The sequence below is a fragment of the Pseudoalteromonas ulvae UL12 genome (assembly GCF_014925405.1).
In the GTDB taxonomy this organism is placed as follows: Bacteria; Pseudomonadota; Gammaproteobacteria; order Enterobacterales; family Alteromonadaceae; genus Pseudoalteromonas; species Pseudoalteromonas ulvae.
Map to the genome: position 1 here is coordinate 638,293 of NZ_AQHJ01000023.1, position 21,240 is coordinate 659,532.

General features: G+C 40.0%; 22 protein-coding genes. 8 read left to right on the forward strand and 14 right to left on the reverse strand.

The window, feature by feature from the left end; all coding sequences use genetic code 11:
- Positions 1 to 56: 56 nt before the first annotated feature.
- The 4 genes from rpmG to radC form a co-directional block, all read right to left on the reverse strand.
- Positions 57 to 212, reverse strand: coding sequence for a 50S ribosomal protein L33 (gene rpmG / locus PULV_RS06405; RefSeq protein ID WP_086744565.1), 156 nt, complete (start codon positions 210 to 212; stop codon positions 57 to 59).
- A 12-nt stretch (positions 213 to 224) separates the two neighbouring features.
- Positions 225 to 461 carry a 50S ribosomal protein L28 gene (gene rpmB, locus PULV_RS06410; protein ID WP_086744566.1) on the reverse strand — a complete coding sequence of 79 codons (237 nt, stop codon included), beginning with the start codon at positions 459 to 461 and terminating at the stop codon, positions 225 to 227.
- Between the two features lie 403 nt (positions 462 to 864).
- Positions 865 to 1,065: a bacterioferritin-associated ferredoxin gene (locus PULV_RS06415; RefSeq protein WP_086744567.1), complete on the reverse strand. Its 201-nt coding sequence runs from the start codon at positions 1,063 to 1,065 to the stop codon at positions 865 to 867.
- A gap of 135 nt (positions 1,066 to 1,200) precedes the next feature.
- The gene (radC, locus tag PULV_RS06420; protein ID WP_086744568.1) at positions 1,201 to 1,875 is read right to left on the reverse strand and encodes a RadC family protein; all 675 of its coding nucleotides are present in this window, start codon (positions 1,873 to 1,875) and stop codon (positions 1,201 to 1,203) included.
- A gap of 174 nt (positions 1,876 to 2,049) precedes the next feature.
- On the opposite strand from radC, the gene coaBC reads away from it, so the two are divergent.
- From coaBC to PULV_RS06435, 3 genes are all read left to right on the forward strand, one after another.
- Positions 2,050 to 3,255 (forward strand): bifunctional phosphopantothenoylcysteine decarboxylase/phosphopantothenate--cysteine ligase CoaBC, encoded by a 1,206-nt coding sequence (coaBC, locus tag PULV_RS06425; RefSeq protein WP_086744569.1) that lies wholly within the window; start codon positions 2,050 to 2,052, stop codon positions 3,253 to 3,255.
- A gap of 106 nt (positions 3,256 to 3,361) precedes the next feature.
- A complete protein-coding gene (gene slmA, locus PULV_RS06430) occupies positions 3,362 to 3,949 on the forward strand; it encodes a nucleoid occlusion factor SlmA (protein WP_086744570.1) in 588 nt (195 codons plus the stop codon).
- 142 nt (positions 3,950 to 4,091) lie between these two features.
- A complete protein-coding gene (locus PULV_RS06435) occupies positions 4,092 to 6,890 on the forward strand; it encodes a S9 family peptidase (protein ID WP_193331201.1) in 2,799 nt (932 codons plus the stop codon).
- Between the two features lie 62 nt (positions 6,891 to 6,952).
- Here the strand turns inward: PULV_RS06435 and PULV_RS06440 are convergent, their stop codons facing one another.
- The gene (locus PULV_RS06440; RefSeq protein WP_193331202.1) at positions 6,953 to 9,154 is read right to left on the reverse strand and encodes a YgiQ family radical SAM protein; all 2,202 of its coding nucleotides are present in this window, start codon (positions 9,152 to 9,154) and stop codon (positions 6,953 to 6,955) included.
- Between the two features lie 200 nt (positions 9,155 to 9,354).
- A complete protein-coding gene (locus PULV_RS06445; protein ID WP_193331203.1) occupies positions 9,355 to 11,550 on the reverse strand; it encodes a bifunctional diguanylate cyclase/phosphodiesterase in 2,196 nt (731 codons plus the stop codon).
- Positions 11,551 to 11,798: 248 nt separating this feature from the next.
- Between PULV_RS06445 and PULV_RS06450 the strand changes: the two genes are divergently transcribed.
- Both PULV_RS06450 and PULV_RS06455 read left to right on the forward strand, forming a co-directional pair.
- Entirely contained in the window at positions 11,799 to 12,353 is a 555-nt protein-coding gene (locus PULV_RS06450; protein WP_086744574.1) for an SRPBCC family protein, read from the forward strand.
- Between the two features lie 13 nt (positions 12,354 to 12,366).
- A complete protein-coding gene (locus tag PULV_RS06455) occupies positions 12,367 to 13,248 on the forward strand; it encodes a TIGR03899 family protein (RefSeq protein ID WP_086744575.1) in 882 nt (293 codons plus the stop codon).
- Between the two features lie 66 nt (positions 13,249 to 13,314).
- On the opposite strand, the gene PULV_RS06460 is transcribed toward PULV_RS06455, so the two are convergent.
- The 8 genes from PULV_RS06460 to dusA form a co-directional block, all read right to left on the reverse strand.
- Positions 13,315 to 14,079 carry a TIGR04219 family outer membrane beta-barrel protein gene (locus PULV_RS06460; protein WP_086744576.1) on the reverse strand — a complete coding sequence of 255 codons (765 nt, stop codon included), beginning with the start codon at positions 14,077 to 14,079 and terminating at the stop codon, positions 13,315 to 13,317.
- Between the two features lie 4 nt (positions 14,080 to 14,083).
- Positions 14,084 to 15,070: a DUF2333 family protein gene (locus tag PULV_RS06465; protein ID WP_086744577.1), complete on the reverse strand. Its 987-nt coding sequence runs from the start codon at positions 15,068 to 15,070 to the stop codon at positions 14,084 to 14,086.
- Between the two features lie 8 nt (positions 15,071 to 15,078).
- Positions 15,079 to 15,528, reverse strand: a complete 450-nt coding sequence (locus PULV_RS06470; protein WP_193331204.1) for a copper chaperone PCu(A)C — start codon at positions 15,526 to 15,528, stop codon at positions 15,079 to 15,081.
- A gap of 63 nt (positions 15,529 to 15,591) precedes the next feature.
- Positions 15,592 to 15,936, reverse strand: a complete 345-nt coding sequence (locus PULV_RS06475; RefSeq protein WP_086744579.1) for a hypothetical protein — start codon at positions 15,934 to 15,936, stop codon at positions 15,592 to 15,594.
- Between the two features lie 53 nt (positions 15,937 to 15,989).
- Complete coding sequence (locus PULV_RS06480) at positions 15,990 to 16,196, reverse strand: PspC domain-containing protein (protein ID WP_086744580.1); 207 nt, start codon at positions 16,194 to 16,196, stop codon at positions 15,990 to 15,992.
- A 25-nt stretch (positions 16,197 to 16,221) separates the two neighbouring features.
- On the reverse strand, positions 16,222 to 16,884 hold the full coding sequence (pspA, locus tag PULV_RS06485; protein WP_193331205.1) for a phage shock protein PspA: 663 nt from the start codon (positions 16,882 to 16,884) through the stop codon (positions 16,222 to 16,224).
- Positions 16,885 to 18,212: 1,328 nt separating this feature from the next.
- Positions 18,213 to 18,395: a hypothetical protein gene (locus tag PULV_RS06490; RefSeq protein WP_193331206.1), complete on the reverse strand. Its 183-nt coding sequence runs from the start codon at positions 18,393 to 18,395 to the stop codon at positions 18,213 to 18,215.
- Positions 18,396 to 18,635: 240 nt separating this feature from the next.
- Positions 18,636 to 19,601: a tRNA dihydrouridine(20/20a) synthase DusA gene (gene dusA / locus PULV_RS06495; protein ID WP_405127483.1), complete on the reverse strand. Its 966-nt coding sequence runs from the start codon at positions 19,599 to 19,601 to the stop codon at positions 18,636 to 18,638.
- Between the two features lie 157 nt (positions 19,602 to 19,758).
- Between dusA and PULV_RS06500 the strand changes: the two genes are divergently transcribed.
- The 3 genes from PULV_RS06500 to PULV_RS06510 all read left to right on the forward strand — a co-directional run bounded on the left by PULV_RS06500 (position 19,759) and on the right by PULV_RS06510 (position 21,203).
- The gene (locus PULV_RS06500; RefSeq protein WP_086744881.1) at positions 19,759 to 20,196 is read left to right on the forward strand and encodes a transcriptional repressor; all 438 of its coding nucleotides are present in this window, start codon (positions 19,759 to 19,761) and stop codon (positions 20,194 to 20,196) included.
- A gap of 89 nt (positions 20,197 to 20,285) precedes the next feature.
- On the forward strand, positions 20,286 to 20,753 hold the full coding sequence (locus PULV_RS06505; protein WP_086744584.1) for a chemotaxis protein CheX: 468 nt from the start codon (positions 20,286 to 20,288) through the stop codon (positions 20,751 to 20,753).
- Between the two features lie 12 nt (positions 20,754 to 20,765).
- Positions 20,766 to 21,203, forward strand: a complete 438-nt coding sequence (locus PULV_RS06510; protein ID WP_193331207.1) for a secondary thiamine-phosphate synthase enzyme YjbQ — start codon at positions 20,766 to 20,768, stop codon at positions 21,201 to 21,203.
- The last annotated feature ends 37 nt before the right edge of the window (positions 21,204 to 21,240 follow it).

Here is a 21,240-nt window from a genome sequence, read left to right on the forward strand (position 1 = left end):
TGGGCATAAAAAAAACCTAGCCTTGGCTAGGTTTTTTCTTCAAAGATAAAAATCAATTACTTGATTTTAGCTTCTTTGAAAACAACGTGCTTACGGATTTTTGGATCAAACTTTTTGATTTCCATTTTTTCCGGCATGTTGCGCTTGTTTTTGTCGGTAGTGTAGAAATAACCAGTACCAGCAGTAGAAACTAAACGGATTTTATCACGCATGATTCAATCTCCTTAAATTTTTTCGCCACGAGCACGGATTTCGGTAAGAACCGCATCGATGCCTTTTTTATCAATAATACGCATACCTTTAGTAGTAAGACGTAGTTTTACAAAACGGTTTTCACTTTCAACCCAAAAACGGTGAGTTTGTAGGTTAGGTAGGAAACGACGTTTAGTTGCATTTCGTGCGTGTGAACGGTTGTTACCAACCACTGGACGCTTACCTGTAACTTGACATACTTTAGACATGTCTATATATCTCCAAAACTTTGCTCGAGCTAGATTTCCCTTAGGCCTTAAACGTATTATGCCCTGAGATAAATCGAAGGGCGCTCTTTATATAGCAAATACAGGCAAAGATCAAGGAAAGATATCTATCGACGCTCATATGTGTAAATTTGATAGCGGCCAATTATAGTGATCCAATGGCCGAAGTGAAAGCAAAAACTGCAGTTAATTTAAACTAATTTGAAAAAAAGATGAAAAATCACAACTTGAAGCATATTCACAGTAGAGTTTATCGTCCAAAAAAGCAACTATTGGATTTTCACTTTATCAAAAAGCACTTTATTTAAGCTTTATCGTTCAAAAAACAAGCGGGCTAATTTGTGCGACTAAAATTATTTATTCCCTTAAAAACGAAAAAAGTGGCTTAAGCCACTTCTCTTTGTAATCCGAAACTAATTTTAACTTGATGCGCCTCTTGCAACACCTGCTGGGCATGACATATACATTTACCGCACTGACTTCCGACCCCCAAACAACTGCGTAATTCACGCATTGTCTGAACACCTTCATTAACAGCTTGGTTAATTTTTTTGTCTGTGACCGCATGGCAAATACAAACGTACATAAAGTTCTCAGCAAGATTAATTTCTAGCTTTAAATTTTAGTTTAAATGACAATCATTTTCAATAACATTAAGATCCAATAAAACAAACAGTTAAAAATTTGTTCATTTGTCGTCTGATATAATCAGTGATTATGCTTAGATCAACCCGCGCTCAGCAAACGAAATAACTGACACATCAGCCACTATCAGATGATCTAATACTGGTACATCAATCAATGCTAATGCCGATATTAATTTGCGAGTAATAATTTTATCGGCTTCACTGGGCTCAGCGACTCCCGAGGGGTGATTGTGAGCAAAAATAACCGCTGCAGCATTGTGCCGTAACACAGCTTTTACAACCTCTCGAGGATAAACACTGGCGCTATTAATGGTGCCATAAAATAAAATATCTTGATGAATCAATCTGTTTTGATTATCAAGAAACAACACCATGAACACTTCTTGTTGACGAGACTTTAGCTCCAAAGATAAATAATGGCGCACATGCTCAGGTGAATTAAATACGGTATTACGCTGACATGACTCCTGTAAAAATCGCTTCGATAACTCTAAAACCGCTTGAAGTTGAACATATTTAGCCTCTCCTAACCCTTTAACCTGACAAAAGTCCCCTAACGAAGCATTAAAAAGCTGTTGTAAACTTTGGTGAGTGCTTAATGTTGTTTCTGCCAATTCAATCGCATTCATTCCTGCAATCCCAGTACGAAAAAAAATAGCCAGTAATTCTGCATCACTCAGAGCTTGAGGGCCTTGTTGCAGTAATTTCTCCCGAGGACGTTGATCGGACGGTAATTGAGTTATTTGCATGGTCATTCCTTGAAAAAGCTCACCATTCCAGTTGGTTTTAATGCTCAGTAAAAGTTAAGTCTTTTATACAATCAGTTTAGTGATAAATTTGCTTGCTGTCGCAAGCAAACGTAAGATTGTGCAAAGTGATGTCTCGCACTGACTTTTCAGCTGCACTTAATTAAAAGTAACCCTATGAGCCATAAAAAAATTCTTCTTGCCATCACCGGTGGCATTGCTGCATACAAATGTGCAGAGTTAGTGCGTCGTTTAAAAGACCACCAGCATGATGTGAAAGTGGTCATGACCCAATCTGCCCATGCATTTATCACCCCTCTGACTCTGCAAGCAGTATCGGGTAACCCTGTTTCTGATTCATTACTCGACCCAAGCGCAGAAGCCGCTATGGGACATATTGAATTTGCAAAATGGGCCGATCTGATTTTAGTGGCACCCGCCACAGCTAACACCATCGCTAAAATGGCCTCAGGCCTTGCTGATGACTTACTTAGCACCTTGTTACTGGCCACTCCCAGCCCTGTTGCAATTGCTCCCGCAATGAATCAGCAAATGTGGGCTCATAGTGCAACACAAGCAAATTTACTTACTCTCAAGCAACGAGGCATTTCTATCTGGGGGCCTGCCAGTGGTGAGCAAGCGTGTGGTGATATCGGCTCAGGAAGAATGCTCGAACCCAATGAGTTAGTTGAGTTATGCAATCAAGCCCTATCAAATGAAGAGAAACAACCGCTTATTCTCGCAGGAAAAACAGTAACGATCACAGCAGGCCCTACCCGAGAAGCACTTGATCCGGTGCGTTTTATTAGTAACCACAGTTCCGGAAAAATGGGCTATGCGCTCGCCAATGCCGCACTGCAACTCGGAGCAAAAGTTAATTTAATCTCAGGTCCTGTTAGCATTCAGCCGCCATCAAACGCAAAGTTATTTCACGTAGAAAGTGCGCTAGAAATGCATCAATCAGCACTTAAGTTAGCGACAGAATCTGATATTTTTATCGGCTGTGCTGCTGTGGCAGATTACCGTTCGGCGGATCTGCAGACACAAAAAATTAAAAAACAAGGGGACGAAATGACCCTGACACTTGTCAAAAACCCCGACATCATTGCAGATGTGGCAGGGTTAAGTCATTCACGCCCATTTACGGTAGGTTTTGCTGCTGAAACTCAAAACGTTGCAGACTATGCTCGTAAAAAACTAATCAATAAAAAGCTTGATATGATTTGTGCAAACGATGTGTCAAATCAAGCCATCGGCTTCAATTCCGATCATAATGCCTTAACAGTGTTCTGGTCTAATGGTCAGCAAGACCTTGGCTTGCATAGTAAAGAAGCACTTTCATTATCGATCATGAATCTGATTTCAAGCCGATTGAAAGGTTAGATAATTACCACACTCAAGGCTGGAAACCTGCGCGATAAACAATTACTATGCTGGAACAAAAATGCGTTTGAACAGCTAAATAATTATAAGAAGTAAGGGATAAACCATGCCTGCAACAAAGCGTAGCAACCGGAAAGAGCAGATCCTTCAAGCATTAGCACAAATGCTTGAAACTAGCCCTGGACAGCGGATCACCACGGCTAAACTCGCCGCTGAAGTCGGCGTTTCAGAAGCCGCTCTTTATCGTCACTTTCCTAGTAAAGCACGGATGTTTGAAGGATTAATTGAATTCATCGAAGATACCCTGCTATCGCGAATTAACATTATTTTAGATAATGAAAAAGATACACAAGGCCGCATTTACAACATCGTATTATTGCTTTTAAGCTTTGCTGAAAAAAATCCAGGCATTACACGCATTTTAACTGGTGATGCGTTACAAGGTGAGCAAGAACGTTTACGCGAGCGCATTCAAAGCTTATTCGAAAAGCTAGAAACCCAACTGAAGCAAGTTCTAAGAGAACGAAAATTACGTGAAGGCAAAACGTTTAGTATTGATGAAGCGCATTTAGCAAATTTAATGCTCGCGTTTGTCGAAGGTAAAATGAACCAGTTTGTCCGCTCAGACTTTAAAGCCAAACCGAGTAGTCAATTTGACAGCCAGTGGTCCATGCTTTCTCTGGCGTGGCACTAACCCTTACTAAGTGCGTATCTTTACCCTAAGGTACGCTTCCCCACTCTTTATCGTAAAAAATTGCTGCCTACCGCTTTAACGAATATGCTGAGCTGACTCCTTGATATGGTTCGTCATAACGTTTTTTTATACAGGTATCAGCATGAAAAGCATGGTTTCCCTTATTACCGCTGCGGTCATAACTAGTCTCAGCGCACCAGCATTGGCCCAAAAAGCCCTCAGCTTCACCGATGTGTTTGATTTTAAAAAAAGCAAACACCTGACCTTAAGTGAGAACGGTGAGTTTGCCGCATTAAGCGCCACTCCATACCGCGGTGATCCGACTGGACACTTGTACCAACTGAGTAATAATACCCTCATCGCCCAAATCCCAAATGGCACCAAACCACAATTTAGTAAAAATGGCCTTTGGGTTGGATTTACTGTCAAACCCGATTTATTAACAACTGAAACCGCTAGCGCAAAAGAAAAAAAGAAACTAAAGAATCAGCTAGTGCTCATCAACACCCAAACTCAGCAACAACTTCGTTTTGATGATGTGGCAGATTTCACACTCAATGATAACGGGCAATGGTTGGCTTTTCGTCAAGACTCCCCTAAAGACGAAAAACAAACTAATCAAGATGATAACAAAGATACACCAGTCCTGAGCATCGACGAAGAACAAACAGCTGCAGCCCAAATAAAGCCCGATAAAAAAGATAAATCATTTGCACTCAAACTCGTTAATTTGAGCACTCAAACAACACATACTGTCGACTCAGTGTTTAGTTATGCATTCTCGCCAAGAAACAACGGCATCTTAGTGAGTCAAGTCAGCAAAAATGGTGATACTAACCAAATTGCCTACTTTGAATTAGATGAGCACCTAACGCAACATGCCCTAATGACGGAGCCAGGCATAGTCGCAACACAAATTAAGTGGCACCCAACAACTAACCACGTCGCTTTTTATGCTGGAAACTATGTCAATGATGATCTGCGTCGTCGCCAGCATTTGTTATATCTATGGCAACAAGAGACAAACCAACTCACTACAATTGAACAAACTGAAAACTGGTTCAGCGGAAAAACAGCTTCATTAGAATGGTCAGAACACGGCGAACGCCTCTATTTTGAAAATCGCCCAAATTTAGCTCAAAAACAACCCGAAAAAGAGTATAAAACAGCCGAAGACTTACGTGATTTTGACACAATCCGGGCACAAAAAGGCCTCAAGGTTTGGCATCATAAAGATGAGCAAATAAAAACTCGCGAACAAATTCAGTGGGATAAAGAAAACAAAAACCGCCACTACCAAGCGGTCTATCACCTTAATGGCCAAAAGGTCGTGCAACTCAGCTCTCCATCACTTGAAGACTTAAGCTTACACACCGAAAAAGAGTATTTGCTTGCTGCGAGTAGTACACCGTACTTAAACAAAGTGATGTTTGATGGCTTTTATGCCGATTATTACGCTATTGATACTAAAAATGGCCAACAACGCGCGATTGTAAAACAAAGTAGAACACGCCCTACTTTGGCGCCAAATGGTCAGTTTGCTGCGTACTTTCAGGATGGCGATATACAACTCAAACAGTTGGCCAAGCAATCTGCCAGCAACTTAACGCAAAATATCGACGCAACGTTTGCAGATGATCAGCATGACTACCCAACTCCAGTGCCTGGCTATGGTTTTGCTGGTTGGTCAGCAGATAGCAGCCAAGTACTTGCCTATGGTAAATATGATATTTGGGCCTTTGATGTCAAGACTCAGCAAGGTCAGCGCCTCACCCAAGGGTATAAAAGCAATACTCTTTACCGTGTCATCAACTTAGATAATAACCAAGTCGGCTTTAACCCTGAGCAAACCTTAGTACTGAGTGCACATAACCTCAATACCAAAGAAACAGCTATCGCGACTCTGAATTTACAAGACAAAACACTTAAAACGGTTCTGAGCGGCAAAAAACGTTTTGATGTAATCAAAAAAGCAAAGTCAGCTGATACGCTCTTATTTACCCAACAAACTTATCATCAATTTCCAGATTTATGGCAAACAGATCTGACTTTTAATAGTTCGAAGAAGCTCACCGATCTCAACCCACAACAAGCACAGTTTGCTTGGGGGAAAACCCCTGAGCTCGTACAGTACAAAGGCTTTGATGGTGAGGACTTGCAAGGCGTACTGATTAAACCTGCAGGTTATAAAAAAGGCGACAAAGTGCCTGTGGTGATTTACTTCTACCGTTACATGAGCCAACGTATGTATGACTTTCCAGCAATGGAGCTCAATCACCGCCCTAACTTCCCGATGTTTACCTCTAATGGCTATGCGGTCTTCTTACCCGATATTCGCTTTGAACTAGGCCACCCTGGTAAATCATCGACCCAAACTATGATCAATGCCGCACAAAAGTTAATTGATATCGGCGTCGCTCATCCTGATAAAATTGGCTTGCAAGGTCATTCATGGGCGGGATATCAAAGTGCCTTTATGATCACCCAAACAGATATGTTTAAAGCCGTTGTGTCAGGGGCACCAGTATCGAATATGACCAGTGCCTATAGCGGTATTCGTTTGAAATCTGGTTTAGCAAGACAATTCCAGTATGAAACAGGGCAAAGCAGGATCGGTAAAAGCTTATTTGAAGGCCTCGATTTATACATTGAAAACTCACCGGTCTTTTTTGCTGATAAGGTCAATACCCCTATCCTAATGATGTTTGGTGATAAAGATGATGCGGTGCCTTGGCATGAAGGCGTGCAATATTATTTAGCACTGCGCCGTGCCCAAAAAGACGTGATATTTTTACAGTATGAAGGTGAGCCCCATCATTTAAAACAATTTCCTAACCAAGTGGATTTCTCTATTCGCATGATGGAGTACTTTGATCACCACCTAAAAGGAAAACCTGCACCTACGTGGATGCAGCAAGGCGAAGCCTACACACCCGAGTAGTAAAACACTCCATAAAAAATGCCGCTTGATGCGGCATTTTTTATATCTATCAATAAGGTGTGTTACTTGGCTCGCTGGCGATTATCACCTACTCGAGGCTTTGTATTCGCTTTTTTGAACTGACTAAAGCCAGTATGACGAGTAAGCGCAGGTCGCCCTTTTGAATTGCCTTTCGCTTTGCCCTGAGATGCTTTTCCTGTTTGCATTTTCTCTTGGCGACTTTCTTCTGGTACTAGGCAGTGTGGGCCATTTCCTATGAGTTTCGTTTTACCCATCGCACGCAATGCTTCTCGGATCATTGGCCAGCCTGCAGGATCATGATAACGAAGGATTGCTTTATGTAAACGTCGTTGCCTCGCCCCTTTTGGTACCGCGACCACATCTTTATTGTTTTTGATGTTACGCAGCGAATTCATCTCTGTGTGATAAATAGTGGTGGCATTGGCCATAGGCGAAGGATAAAAGTTTTGCACTTGATCCAATTTAAAATCATTCGATTTTAACCATAACGCCATGTTAACCATGTCTTCATCAGTGGTACCCGGATGAGCCGAAATGAAATATGGGATCAAATACTGCTTTTTACCCGCTTCTTTGGAGTACTTATCAAACAACTCTTTAAATTTATCGTAAGCGCCCATTCCAGGCTTCATCATTTTCGATAAAGGCCCTTCTTCAGTATGCTCAGGAGCGATCTTTAAATACCCGCCCACATGATGGCTCACTAATTCTTTCACGTAGCGCGGATCTTCAACAGCTAAATCATAGCGAACACCCGATGCAATTAAGATTTTTTTCACCCCTTTAACATCTCGGGCTTTACGGTATAAATCAATGGTTGGAGTATGATCTGTATCCATGTGATTACATATATCGGGGTAAACACACGACAAACGGCGACAGGTACTCTCTGCTTTTTCACTTTTACAACGCAACTTGTACATGTTAGCGGTCGGGCCGCCTAAATCAGAAATGACCCCGGTAAAACCAGGGACTTTATCGCGGATTTGTTCAATCTCGTTAATGATTGACTCTTCAGAGCGACTTTGAATGATTCGACCTTCATGTTCGGTAATCGAGCAAAAACTACAGCCACCAAAACAGCCTCGCATAATATTGACTGATGTTTTAATCATCTCATAGGCTGGGATTTTAGCATCACCATAGCTTGGGTGAGGGATACGCTGATAAGCCAAACCGAAGACTTCATCCATTTCAGCCGTTTCCAACGGAAACGCTGGTGGATTGACCCAAATAGAGCGGTCGCCATGGCGCTGAAACAATGCACGTGCACAACCTGGGTTTGTTTCTTGATGCAAAATACGCGAAGCATGGGCATACAAAGGTTTATTAACACTCACTTGCTCAAACGCAGGCAATTTTACATAGGTTTTTTCCCAAGGCTTCGGCCTTGCCGGTTGAACGATAATTGGTTTTGCCGCTTCAGCTTTTAAGTCGATACCAGCTTGTTTAAATTCAGATTTGCTGCACCCGACATCATCCGCACCGTAAGGATTTGGGATGGGATCAATTTTACCCACTTTATCGATTGCAGTTGAGTCTGCTCCTCGCCAACCTGGCAGAGGTTCTTTACGAATGACCGCAGTCCCTCGCACATCCTGAATATCAGCAATCACTTCGCCTTTAGCGATTCGGTGTGCCACTTCAACTAACGGGCGCTCTGCATTTCCATAAATCAGAATATCGGCTTTAGCATCAAAAATGATGCTTCTACGCACTTTTTCAGACCAGTAATCATAATGGGCAATGCGGCGTAAACTAGCTTCAATCCCACCAATCACAACCGGCACATCTTTATAGGCTTCTTTACAACGCTGAGTGTAAACCAGCACCGCTCGGTCTGGGCGCTTTCCGCCAACATTGCCCGGTGTATAGGCATCATCATGACGCATACGCTTTTCAGCTGTGTAACGGTTAATCATCGAATCCATGTTACCCGCACTGACACCATAAAATAAGTTTGGTTTACCCAAGCTCATAAACGCATCTTTGGAATTCCAATCTGGCTGCGAAATAATACCGACACGAAAACCTTGCGCTTCAAGTACTCGGCCAATCACGGCCATGCCAAAGCTTGGATGATCCACATACGCATCGCCAGTAACAAGAATCACATCACAGCTATCCCAACCTAGCGCATCCATTTCTGCTCGAGTGGTCGGCAAAAAATCAGCTGTGCCGTAGCATTCAGCCCAGTATTTAGGATAAGAAAAGAGTCCGCGTTCAGCAGAAAGTGCAGCCATATAAGCCCCTGAGACAAAGAAAAAAGCGCGCTAACTATATTAAATATACTCAAGACTTAATGAGGATTAAGGCATGAGTACAACATCCATTTAAAATATTTAAGGGAGAGTCAGAAACAAGCCGAAAATAAGAGGCGGGATTATACCTGAGTTTAGCCCCAATTAAAATTGTTTGAATATTCACCACATTTTATGAATGATTATTTATAATTTTGAATAAATTGATGTAACTGCGCTGGAGGTAATGGCTTTGAATACATAAAGCCTTGCGCTTCTTCACACCCCGCTTGAATAAGGTAATCAGCTTGTTGCTGAGTTTCAATCCCTTCCGCGATAGTATTGAGGTTCATTTTTTTCCCTAGTGCAATAATGAGTTCAGCAATAGCACCGGCATCAGGACTTGGAATATCTTTTATAAACGCCCGATCTATTTTAATGCGATCAAGAGGCAATTTTTGCAAATAACTAAGTGAAGAAAAACCAGTACCAAAGTCATCGATCGCGATTTCAATCCCCAAATCTTTAAGCTCAGTCAACACCGCAATAACAGCATCAGGATCATCCATGACAATGCTCTCTGTCACTTCTAGCTCCAAACAGCCAGACTCGATTTGATGATCATCAAGGACATTTTTCACTTGCTTAACAAAATCAATGTTTCTAAATTGCGGGACCGAGACATTTACCGCCATACGGATTTTGGTTCCGAGTGCTTCAAGATGTTTTTGTTGCTTACAAGCTTGCTCAAGCACCCACTGGCCAATATCGACAATTAAACCTGAATATTCGGCTAAAGGCACAAACACCGCAGGTGAAATAAATTGACCGTCATCTGTGGGCCAACGTAATAAAGCTTCGCAGCCAATAATTTTAGACGTCGAAAGTTCAATTTGTGGCTGATACCAGACTTGTAACTTTCCTTCAGAAAAATCCTGCCTTAGCTGACGAATAATGCCTAAGCGCCAAGTCATTTGCTCTTCCATCTCTGGCAAATAAAACTCGTAATTAAATTGTGCCTGTTTTTTCGCTAAATTCAGGGCAATGTAAACACTTTTTAATGTTTGTAATCCTGAGACATTAAAATGCTCTTCATCACAAATGCCTAAGCTAAAATTAACCGGTAACAAGTGCTCACCCGCTCTAAAAGGCAAACTTAATAATTGATTGATGTACTGAGGAGTTATAACATGATGTTCAATTACAATTGCAAACACATCCGCTCCAATACGAGCGATAATATCTGCTTGTGGCAATTCGGTTTTTAAACGATTTGCAACCGCTTCAAGTAGCATATTACCAACGTCTTGCCCTAGCCCGTTATTAATATCAGAAAACTTTTCAATATCAATTAAATATAAGCGATGCCCACTGGCTTTACGCTCAGCAAAGTGCCCTATCCTTTCAACAAAATCGGTTCGATTTGATAAACCAGTTAATCCATCAGTGTAAGCGGCATCTCTTAAGCGATTAAATAATTTAACATTATCAAAACCGACACTCACATTAGTTAAAAATATTTCAGCTAATTGCAATTGAGCTTGGCTTGGAGGCACCGCCACTTCGATATAAATCGCAGCATTGCGACCACTACAAGGCGTCAAAAACGTGATATCAAAATCAGTTTGTTGATGCTCTGCGAGGGATAAACAATTTTGAACTTGATGGATAATGCGTCCGTTATCAAGCTGCTCGATACCTTGAGCAAAATAGCTTTTATATTCGCTCGAGCCCCCGAGTACAGTCACTTCATTCCCATCTCCCAATTTGCCACATAACACACCAGAAGCTGGTGAATTAAATAAAATCGAAATTTGAGCAATCACCGCACTCGAAAAAGCTTCAATATCATTGATTCCTAAAATGGCTTTAGAAGCAAGGATCACTTGTTGTAACCCATCGCTTTGTTTAGCCATTTCGCACAATTGCTGATACGAACGAATAGCTGTAATAAGAGAGGTTACGAGTTTACTTCGTGTTAATTCTGTTTTCGTTTTGTAGTCGTTAATATCATATTCACGGATCACACTTTCTTCAGGTGCATAACCAGGCTGACCTGTTCGCAGAATAATGCGTACATTGTGATTATTGAGATCTTGTCTAATTTTTTTGACTGCAATTAACCCTGCATCATCAGATTCCATAACAACATCGAGAAGAACAACAGCAATATGTGGGTTTTGTGCTAAAAAATTAACTGCTTCGACACCTGAATAGGCATGATGAAAACGAAGGGGTTTATCCCAAAAAAGTACACCAGATAAAGCAAGTTGTGTCACTGAATGGATTTCAGGATCGTCATCAACAATTAGCACATCCCAATACTCAGAATGTAGGATTTCTTGCTCAGGTTCATCTTCGCTTAGAAATAAAAATCCTTCGTTTTCAGTCTGAGTCATAGCGCTCCTAGGCACAAAATTTTACTATAGCTGTAACTAGAATAAAGCCAGTAATAGATCGTAGTAAATATATTAATATGATAGATAAAGCTTATCTGCAATCATTATAGTTGAAACTCAATAAAAAAAAGCGGATAACTTAAAACTAAGTTGTATTTATTATCATTAATTGAGTTTATGTCCGTCACTCTTGACTAAAAAAATCTAATTTTCATTCATAAACGAAACAATAAGGTTATCACACAGCTATGCTTAAAAAGATCCTCCGTTTTGGAACAATCTTACTTATTTTAGTATTAGTTATTGGATTCTTTTTACCAACCCATTACGCCATCAAACAAGATATCAATATCAATGCGAACCCATCTTCTATCCATTACTGGACAGATGATTTAGTGCGTTGGCCAAATTGGCAAGCGTGGCATATTCTTACGCCTCAGTTAGAGTTTATCTATGGTGAAAAAACCGAAGGTGTTGGCGCCTTTTTAGCTTGGCAAAATGAGCAGGTTGAAGGGGAGCTGACGATTTCGCACATCAATGGTCAGCAAATTGACTATAATATGCTGTTTAACAATGAACATTTAGCATTGAGTCAATTATCTTTTACAGTTATCGCACCAACTCAAACTAAGGTGACTTGGTCAATTAAAGGTGAAATTAATACTCCTGTTTTGGCTGGCTACTTAACTTTGTATTATAAAGTCGTACTGGCACAAGCTCTTGAGTTGGGTTTACGAAACCTAAAAGAACAATCAGAAATAACCCAAAGTGAACTTGTTCACTCAACCAATATCTACCCATAAATTCGGATTAGTTATGAAAGTATCTGCGGCCAATGACACGCTTGCTCACATCATTAAACGTAAATTGGGCAATCCGATAGCTAAAAACAAAGCTGACTCTTCACAACCGCAATCGACTTCTCCTAATTTTGCAGGTCGACGTCAAGGGGTCACACCACAATACGTTATAAACACTCAAGAAACATTACAACAAAGAGCAGCTAAAAGACGGCAATTAACTTTACTTAGGCAACAACAAAACATCGAAACAATCATGGCTCTCGCTGTTGAGTATTGCCCACATGTTAGTAGCGAAAGTGAGCCCGACCCTGATTGGATAGAACGCTTTATTGGCCTTGCTGAAGATACATCCAATCAAGCAATGCAAACCTTATGGGCTAAAATCCTAGCCGGAGAAACGGTCAAACCGGGCACGTTTTCTTTTAAGAGTTTACTTACGCTCAAGCAAATGACACAAAAGGAAGCGGATGCATTACAAAAAGCGACAAGCCTTGCAGGACGCTCTCCGATTGACAACAGTAGCTTAATCTTACTTGGATATTACAACCGCCCAAGCTTACTAAATCTATTTAAACTAAAAAGTAAAGCGCATCTGAATCTGAGCAAATGTGGCTTAAGCTTCCCTAATGTGCTGACATTGATGGACATTGATGTTTTATATCAACAAGAAATAGAGAGTACGGAGTTAAATATTGGTCAAAGTTACCAACTGGTTTTTAAAAACTCAGAGCTCACACTCAAAGCTAAACGAAATGGCTTAATTTTAAACTACTATAAACTCACCCAGACAGGTGAAGAATTAACCACGCTCTCTCAAGCTCACCTCAATCCACAGTACAAACTTCAATTAGAAAAAGTGTTAAATAGTGACTTTGAAGTCAGTTGGGGGCAATAAAGTTACAATGCAGGCAATAAAAAAGCTGCCAAAGCAGCTTTTTTATATCATATAATATTCAATGAGTTAGAAATGTACTTGAAGTCCAGCAAAAGGACCTTTTACTTCAAAATCAGTGTATATATCATCAAGATCGTCAAGTTCAAGTACCAATGAGCGATAACCAACTTTAACCGCAACATCAATTGCCATGCTATCAATAAACTCCCACGCAACCCCTACTTGGTAGTCTTGCACTTTACTATCTCCAACAGATAATAAACTGCCTTCGGCAAACACTGAAAGCCCAGTGAATGGCAAGCCTACTTCAGCGGCAGCATAAGCCATTGGAACATAACCTGAAAAATCAACTGTTTCACTAACGATACCTAGTGATTGCTCTTGACCTGACACCACAATCGAACCATCAAACTGTTTCGCATTTAGGCCTAAATCAATTGCAACTAAGTCATTATCGAAGATTTCATAATATAAAATCAGGTCATTGTGAGTCAGATCGGAGACAGTGCTTGCCTTTGTGCCCACTTGAAAAACAGTGTCACCAAATTCAAACCCTGATGTTAATGTCGTGCTCCCCGTCACTTCAAGTTCATTGTGCTTGATTTTGATGTTTGGGATTAATGGAATAGGATGCTCTAACGCAACATAAAAGTTTGTTAAAGTTTCATCTTCAAAAGCAAACGTCTGTAAATCACTATTTTGTGAAAAACTACCCGTAGTTTCAGCTTGCCAAACTTCTGCGCCAGCATAAAGACCAAAAATCATATCAGCTTGCGCGATAGGTGCCACACTTGCCATAGCTAAGGCTGCGGTTATACATAGTTTTTTCATTCTTTTATCCCTGGGCTAAAAGTTCTGTAAGTTCAATTAATGCAGCATTAGCACGTGAAATATAATTAGCCATGACCAACGAGTGATTGGCCACCACACCAAAACCACTTCCATTTAAAATCAAAGGGCTCCACACGGTGTCTTGTGTAGCTTCTAGTTCACGAATAATTTGCTGTAGGCTAATCTTAGCATTTTTCTTTTCTAAAACATCAGCAAAATCATACTCTACCGCTTGCAAGAAATGCAATAAGGCCCAAGATGCACCACGTGATTCATAAAAAACATCATCGATTTCCCACCAAGAAGTTTTAATCTGGCTCGTCTGAGGCGCAAACGTCGCCTGTTTTGCAGCACTATCACCCGCTAAGTCAGTATTTAAACGATCTTGGCCGACGCTCGCACTTAAGCGCTGACTCAAACTACCCAAGCGTTTTTCAGCTTCTTTTAGCCACCCTCTTAAGTTATCAGCACGTGCATAAAACTGGGCGTTGGAATTACTTCTATTGGCAATATCGCTGCGATATTGGATCAGAAAATTAATTCCCTTACGATATTCACTTTCAGCACTTGGCCACGCCCAAGCATCTGAATTAATATTAAATTGTGGTTGAGCTTGTTTGAGCATTGGGTGCTCAGTTGATTGAGATTGAGAGCGGCTTAAATCTTTTCGCATAGAAAGAGCTAAATCACGACTCATTTCTAGCGCCCCATATTCCCACGCTGGAATATTATCCATCAACACTGAAGGTGGCATAATATCATTAGATAAATAACCGCCAGGCTTTTCGAGTAGTGTATTCATCACTTCGATTAATGCCGTTGTCGTTGTGTAGCCTACTACTAGCTGCTCATTTTTAAGTGCAGCTTGTTCTGTGGCGATTGCTTTTATATCAATATGATCAGGCTCAAAGCTCCAATACACAGCAACAGCATAATTTACAACCAAAAAAGCCAAAATGGCCGCAATGATTTTCCCTTTATGTTGATTCATAAACGCTCCTAATGATGATGACTGTGATCGTGAGTCTCACGCATCAAAGAAATCACTTGCCCTTGTGAGGATATTTGCTCACCATTTTTAAAAATAAATACAGCGGTTTTTTTATCACTTGTGTTCTGATGTGCATCTGGCTCAAACAGCATTAAATGTAGACCACCGGGCTCAAATGTTACACTTTGCCCTGCAGGTATTTCCAGTGATGGTAGTTGTGACATTTTCATCATTCCATCAATCAATTGATGCTGATGAAGCTCTGCGCGACCAATCCCTTCAACATTAACGCCAACGAGTGTTCGCGTTTCTTTACTGGTATTACTCAAAGTAAAATATGCCACACTACTACTCGCACCTGGAATAAACTCTCTGAGTTTTAAGTCCGTAATATCCACGCTATTAGCATGTACATGACTTACAAATAACAAACTGCAAACCAAAGTAATTAATTTCATTAGAATTCCCTCTTTTGTGAAGCTGTTATCATACAACAGCGTCAAAAAAGCTGCATCTAACAGTTATGCACTTTGCGGCTTTTTCTCTGCAATTAATAGCCAAATGACCGCACCAAAAAGGATAAATGGCCAAAACAAGGCAACACCACTAATCAGCAAAGCTAAACCAACAACAAAAAGACTGGCGCACACAATACCAATAATTCCAACAGTGAAAAAAACGCCTAACGCAATTACTGCAAAAATGACCCCGATGATTGCAATGGCGCCCCACATCGACTCAAAAAAATGACCATGTAAAAAATGATTATCAAAATGCCAAGTCCAAGCGTAATCATTAAATACTACTTCAGGACCACTGAACAATAAAAATAATGCTAAACAACCGATGATAAATAATAATTTCATCTTGCCTCCTCATTTCATCCTCAGGTAAACAAGGATGAAATCTTGGCTATCCATTAATAATAACGAGCTGGCAATATCATTGCTGCGGCAAAATATGCAATCAAAATTGGCACAGGAAAAACAAAAAATAAAATCAACGTCACTAAACGTGTTGACCACACAGGTAAGTCGTGACCATTTGCTAATCCGGCACAAACACCTGATATTTTTTTGTTTAAACGGTCTTTATAAAATGCATCTGAATTGTCGAATCTATTCATAATATAACTCCTTTAAGTAAGCGGCTTATTTAGCCGCTTTTTTACTTTTTAACTCAGCTAACTCATTTTCAATGTCTTCATTGATACTGAGTTCATTAAACTGTTGCGCCAGTGATGCACTCGAGCCCAGTTCATAAGATTCAACCTTTGCTTCAATTTCATCGACCTTGCGCTCAATCAAATCAAATCGAGATAACGCATCAGCTACTTTGTCACTTTGAAGTTGAGACTTTACTTTTAAACGCGAAGACAACATTTGCTCACGTTGTTGAAACGAATCTCGTTTAGCTTTTGCTTGGGTTAATTTTTCATTTAATCGCGCACTATCTGCGGTTAACTTGGCCAAGCTTTCATCAAGACACGATAGCTCTTTTGAAAGCCCTACAAATTTCATTGCAACTTGTTGCTTCTCGACCAATGCAGCTTTTGCTAGGTCATCACGATTCTTATCAATCGCTAACTCCGCTTTTTCTTGCCAATAATTCACTTGCTGTTGATGAGATTGCTCTTTACGTTGCAGCTCTTTTTTCTCAGCTAATAATTTTGCGGAAGTACTTCTTACTTCAACGAGTGTTTCTTCCATTTCTTGGATCATCAAGTTCACCAATTTTTCGGGATTTTCTGCTTTGTCCAGTGCAGCAACTACATTTGCTTGTACAATATCGGTAATGCGAGTAAAGACGCCCATAATGTTCTCCTTAATAAAACGTCGTTAAATGTTCTTACGCTAAGACTCTTTCAATCGATATGCCAACACGTGAAAATATTTTTAATCATTAAAAAACAAACGGTTAAGAAAGATGGAACTAGAGAATCATTACACAAACAAAATTACAAAACCAAAAATTAGTCATTTTGACCACTTGAAATGTAAAATTAACCACAGTAAAAGATGACCATGAATACCGAAGCTTTAGCTATTTAAAAATTAAGAAAGGCGATAGATGAGAGCGAAATAGCGAAATAGCGAAATAGCGAAATAGCGAAATAGCGAAATAGCGAAATAGCGAAATAGCGAAATAGCGAAATAGCGAAATAGCGAAATAGCGAAATAGCGAAATAGCGAAATAGCGAAATAGCGAAATAGCGAAATAGCGAAATAGCGAAATAGCGAAATAGCGAAATAGCGAAATAGCGAAATAGCGAAATAGCGAAATAGCGAAATAGCGAAATAGCGAAATAGCGAAATAGCGAAATAGCGAAATAGCGAAATAGCGAAATAGCGAAATAGCGAAATAGCGAAATAGCGAAATAGCGAAATAGCGAAATAGCGAAATAGCGAAATAGCGAAATAGCGAAATAGCGAAATAGCGAAATAGCGAAATAGCGAAATAGCGAAATAGCGAAATAGCGAAATAGCGAAATAGCGAAATAGCGAAATAGCGAAATAGCGAAATAGCGAAATAGCGAAATAGCGAAATAGCGAAATAGCGAAATAGCGAAATAGCGAAATAGCGAAATAGCGAAATAGCGAAATAGCGAAATAGCGAAATAGCGAAATAGCGAAATAGCGAAATAGCGAAATAGCGAAATAGCGAAATAGCGAAATAGCGAAATAGCGAAATAGCGAAATAGCGAAATAGCGAAATAGCGAAATAGCGAAATAATATTAGCTATAACGTTAAAAGCTATTATTTAGATGAATAACAAGTGAGGAAGCTCTGAAAAACAGAAGGTTACTGCGTTTTATTACCAAGCCATGACATAGACTGAAAAACATTCACACCTATAAAGGTGAACATCAAACTAATTACAGGTAAAAGAAACACCATATATAAAGGGACTTGAAACATGATTAGGAACCAATCTAATAACTATTGCCGCTAACTTAATTGAATCACCGGCTAGATTTTACAAAATATGTTCAACGGTTAATTTTGGTGATAAACGGCTAATGAGTACGTGATATACTATTCATGGTCATGTAAATATAGCGACTAACCTGCACACCAAAAAATGTGACCAGCAAACTTAATACTGGGATAAGTAGTATATTCAATAAAAATAATGACTGAATCATGCGTCTACTCCTTGTAAATTATCATTCTCTAATCGATTTATTTGCTCGCATGATCGTTTAGATACTGATGCATTACTTTCGTGTGCTTGAATAATAGAAGGTGTTGGGATATCAACGAGTGTGAGCACACCCGAGGCAATAAACGAAATAAGCGCGATAAAATGAGTGAGCTTAAACATCTTCATCTCCATAAAAAATATTAATGTTAATGATGATGTTTATTACAAACCATATGCCAAGTTTTCGAATTTAAAGTAACGATATGATAAATAGAAGTTTTTTACTGTATGAAGAATGAGTGAAGATGGTTTAGAAACAAAAAACAACACTCTTTTTGTCAATTTAACTAATAAGTTGGTATTTTCACACTAAATTATTCCGAAATCGGGAGACTCGAATCCCGATTTCAGGATAACGGATTAAAGCTCGTTCACAAAAGCTAAAGCGCGCTCCATCACTTTAATATCCGCCTCTTTTTTATGACCATTTTCAGATAAATACCGACGAAATGCGCGCCCTCCCGGTACCCCCTGAAAAATACCTAGCATATGTCGTGCTATATGCCAAAAGTTAGCACCTTGAGTCATTTCATGTTCAAAATAATCATACATAGCTCTTACAGCTTGATGACGACTAATTACGTCTTTAGGCTCATCACCATAAATCAGATGGTCAACTTGCGTGAGTAAATATGGGTTAGCATAAGCTTCACGACCCATCATAACGCCATCAATATACTTAAGATGTTCAAGGCTCTGCTCTAACGTTTTTACGCCACCATTAATAGAAATATGCGTCTGCGGATAGTCACGCTTAAGCTGGTAAACACGTTCGTAGTCAAGGGGGGGAATATCGCGATTTTCTTTAGGACTTAACCCATTTAGCCACGCTTTGCGTGCATGAATAATGAAATCTAAGCAACCTACGTCGATATTCGCCTCTATTAATGCACACAAGAATTCATAAGAATCTTTTTCATCAATGCCAATGCGGGTTTTTACCGTCACCGGGATATTAGTTTGTGCTTTCATAGCAGCAATACATTCGGCAACCAACTGAGGCTCAGCCATCAAACATGCGCCAAAACGACCATTTTGAACGCGATCAGATGGACAACCAACATTTAAGTTAATCTCTTGATAACCCCGTTCATCAGCTCGCTTTGCACACTCCGCCAAAGCACTCGGATCAGACCCTCCAAGCTGTAAAGCAACAGGCTGTTCATTTTGGTTAAAGTGTAGATAATCACCACGACCATGAATAATTGCACCTGTTGTTACCATCTCAGTATATAAAACAGTATGTTGTGTCAGTTTACGATGAAATGTCCGACAATGGCGATCGGTCCAATCTAACATGGGTGCTACAGAAAAACGTCTATTCACAGGTGACCTCGTGATTAAATAAGGCGCTGGATTCTACTAAAAACAAGCCTGTTGCTCAAATTATATTCGTGATTAACGTTAAGTTTTTAATTGTCCAATACAAGACTAATAAAAATTCTATGTTAAGATAAAAACCTGAGTTTAAGGATGTTTAATGATGGCAATAGAAAGCTTAGTAAATAAAGCAAAACAAGTCTGTGACAACAAAGGTACCCGCTTCACTTCAATACGCGAAAAAGTATTTCGCCTTTTAGCCGAAACACAGGGCGGAATTGGTGCATACGATTTGTTAGAGCGGTTAAAAACAACTGAAGCAAATGCAAAACCTGCTACTATTTATAGAGCGTTAGATTTTTTAGCCGACATGGGTTTCATTCATAAGATCGAAAGTACCAATGCGTTTATGCTTTGCCATCACTTTGATCACATTCACCCTGTGCAATTACTTATTTGCGAGCAATGCGGTCACGTTGACGAACTTCATTCAACTGTTATTTCGCATGAATTGAACAACCAAGCTGTCGAGTTCGGCTTCAAAGTAAGCGCACAAACCATTGAAGCTCGAGGAACATGTAAAAACTGTTCAGCATTATAAATCAGCTATTTAGATTTGCATTACGGATATTTTGAGTTAAGAATATAACGGGTGCCTTTGGATAAATTTAAAAATTAATTGGATTTAATATGAACGTAGAATTCATCAACCCTTTTTTAGCTTCATTAATGAATGTCTTAAGCACCATGGCACAAACAGAGCTAAAACCGGGTAAACCACAAAGAAAACAAGGTGAGGTGGCCCAAGGCGACGTATCTGGTTTAATTGGCATGGTTGGCGCGCAAACAAAAGGTTCATTTTCAATTACCTTTGATGAAGGTTTAGCATTAACGATCATGGAGCGTATGCTTGGAGAGCGTCCGAGCAGCATTAATGAAGAAGTCACTGATATGGTCGGTGAAATCACCAACATGGTGACTGGTGGTGCAAAAAATCTTTTAGGCGAAAAAGGCTATGAGTTTGATATGGCCACGCCTATTGTTGTCTCTGGTAGTAACCATACCATTACGCACAAGTGTGACGGCCCTAAGGTATTAATTCCATTTACATCCGATGCAGGCAATGCCAATATCGAAGTCTGTTTCGATAAAATCTAACTCGACATTACAATGTCATGGTTTGAAAAAACAATCACACTTAAGCCCCGCCAGCGGGGCTTTCACTTAATTACAGATGAGCTATTAGCCCAGCTTCCTGAATTGAGCCAATACCAAATCGGCCTTGCTCATTTTTTTATCCAGCACACATCCGCAAGTTTAACGATAAACGAAAATGCCGATCCTACGGTAAGAATGGATCTCGAAAGTCATTTCAATCATTTCGTACCTGAGCGTGCAACTTATTATCGCCATGACTATGAAGGCGATGATGATATGCCTGCACACATCAAAGCAAGCCTCTTAGGTGCTAGCGTATCTATTCCAATAAAAGATGGGATATTGAAATTAGGGACGTGGCAAGGAATTGTGTTAGGTGAGCATCGAGATGTTGCTTCTAATCGCACTATTGTTGTTACCCTAAATGGACAAAAACACCGGACAGAATGATCGCTGCCAAAAGTAAAAAGCCAGTATAAATGATGAC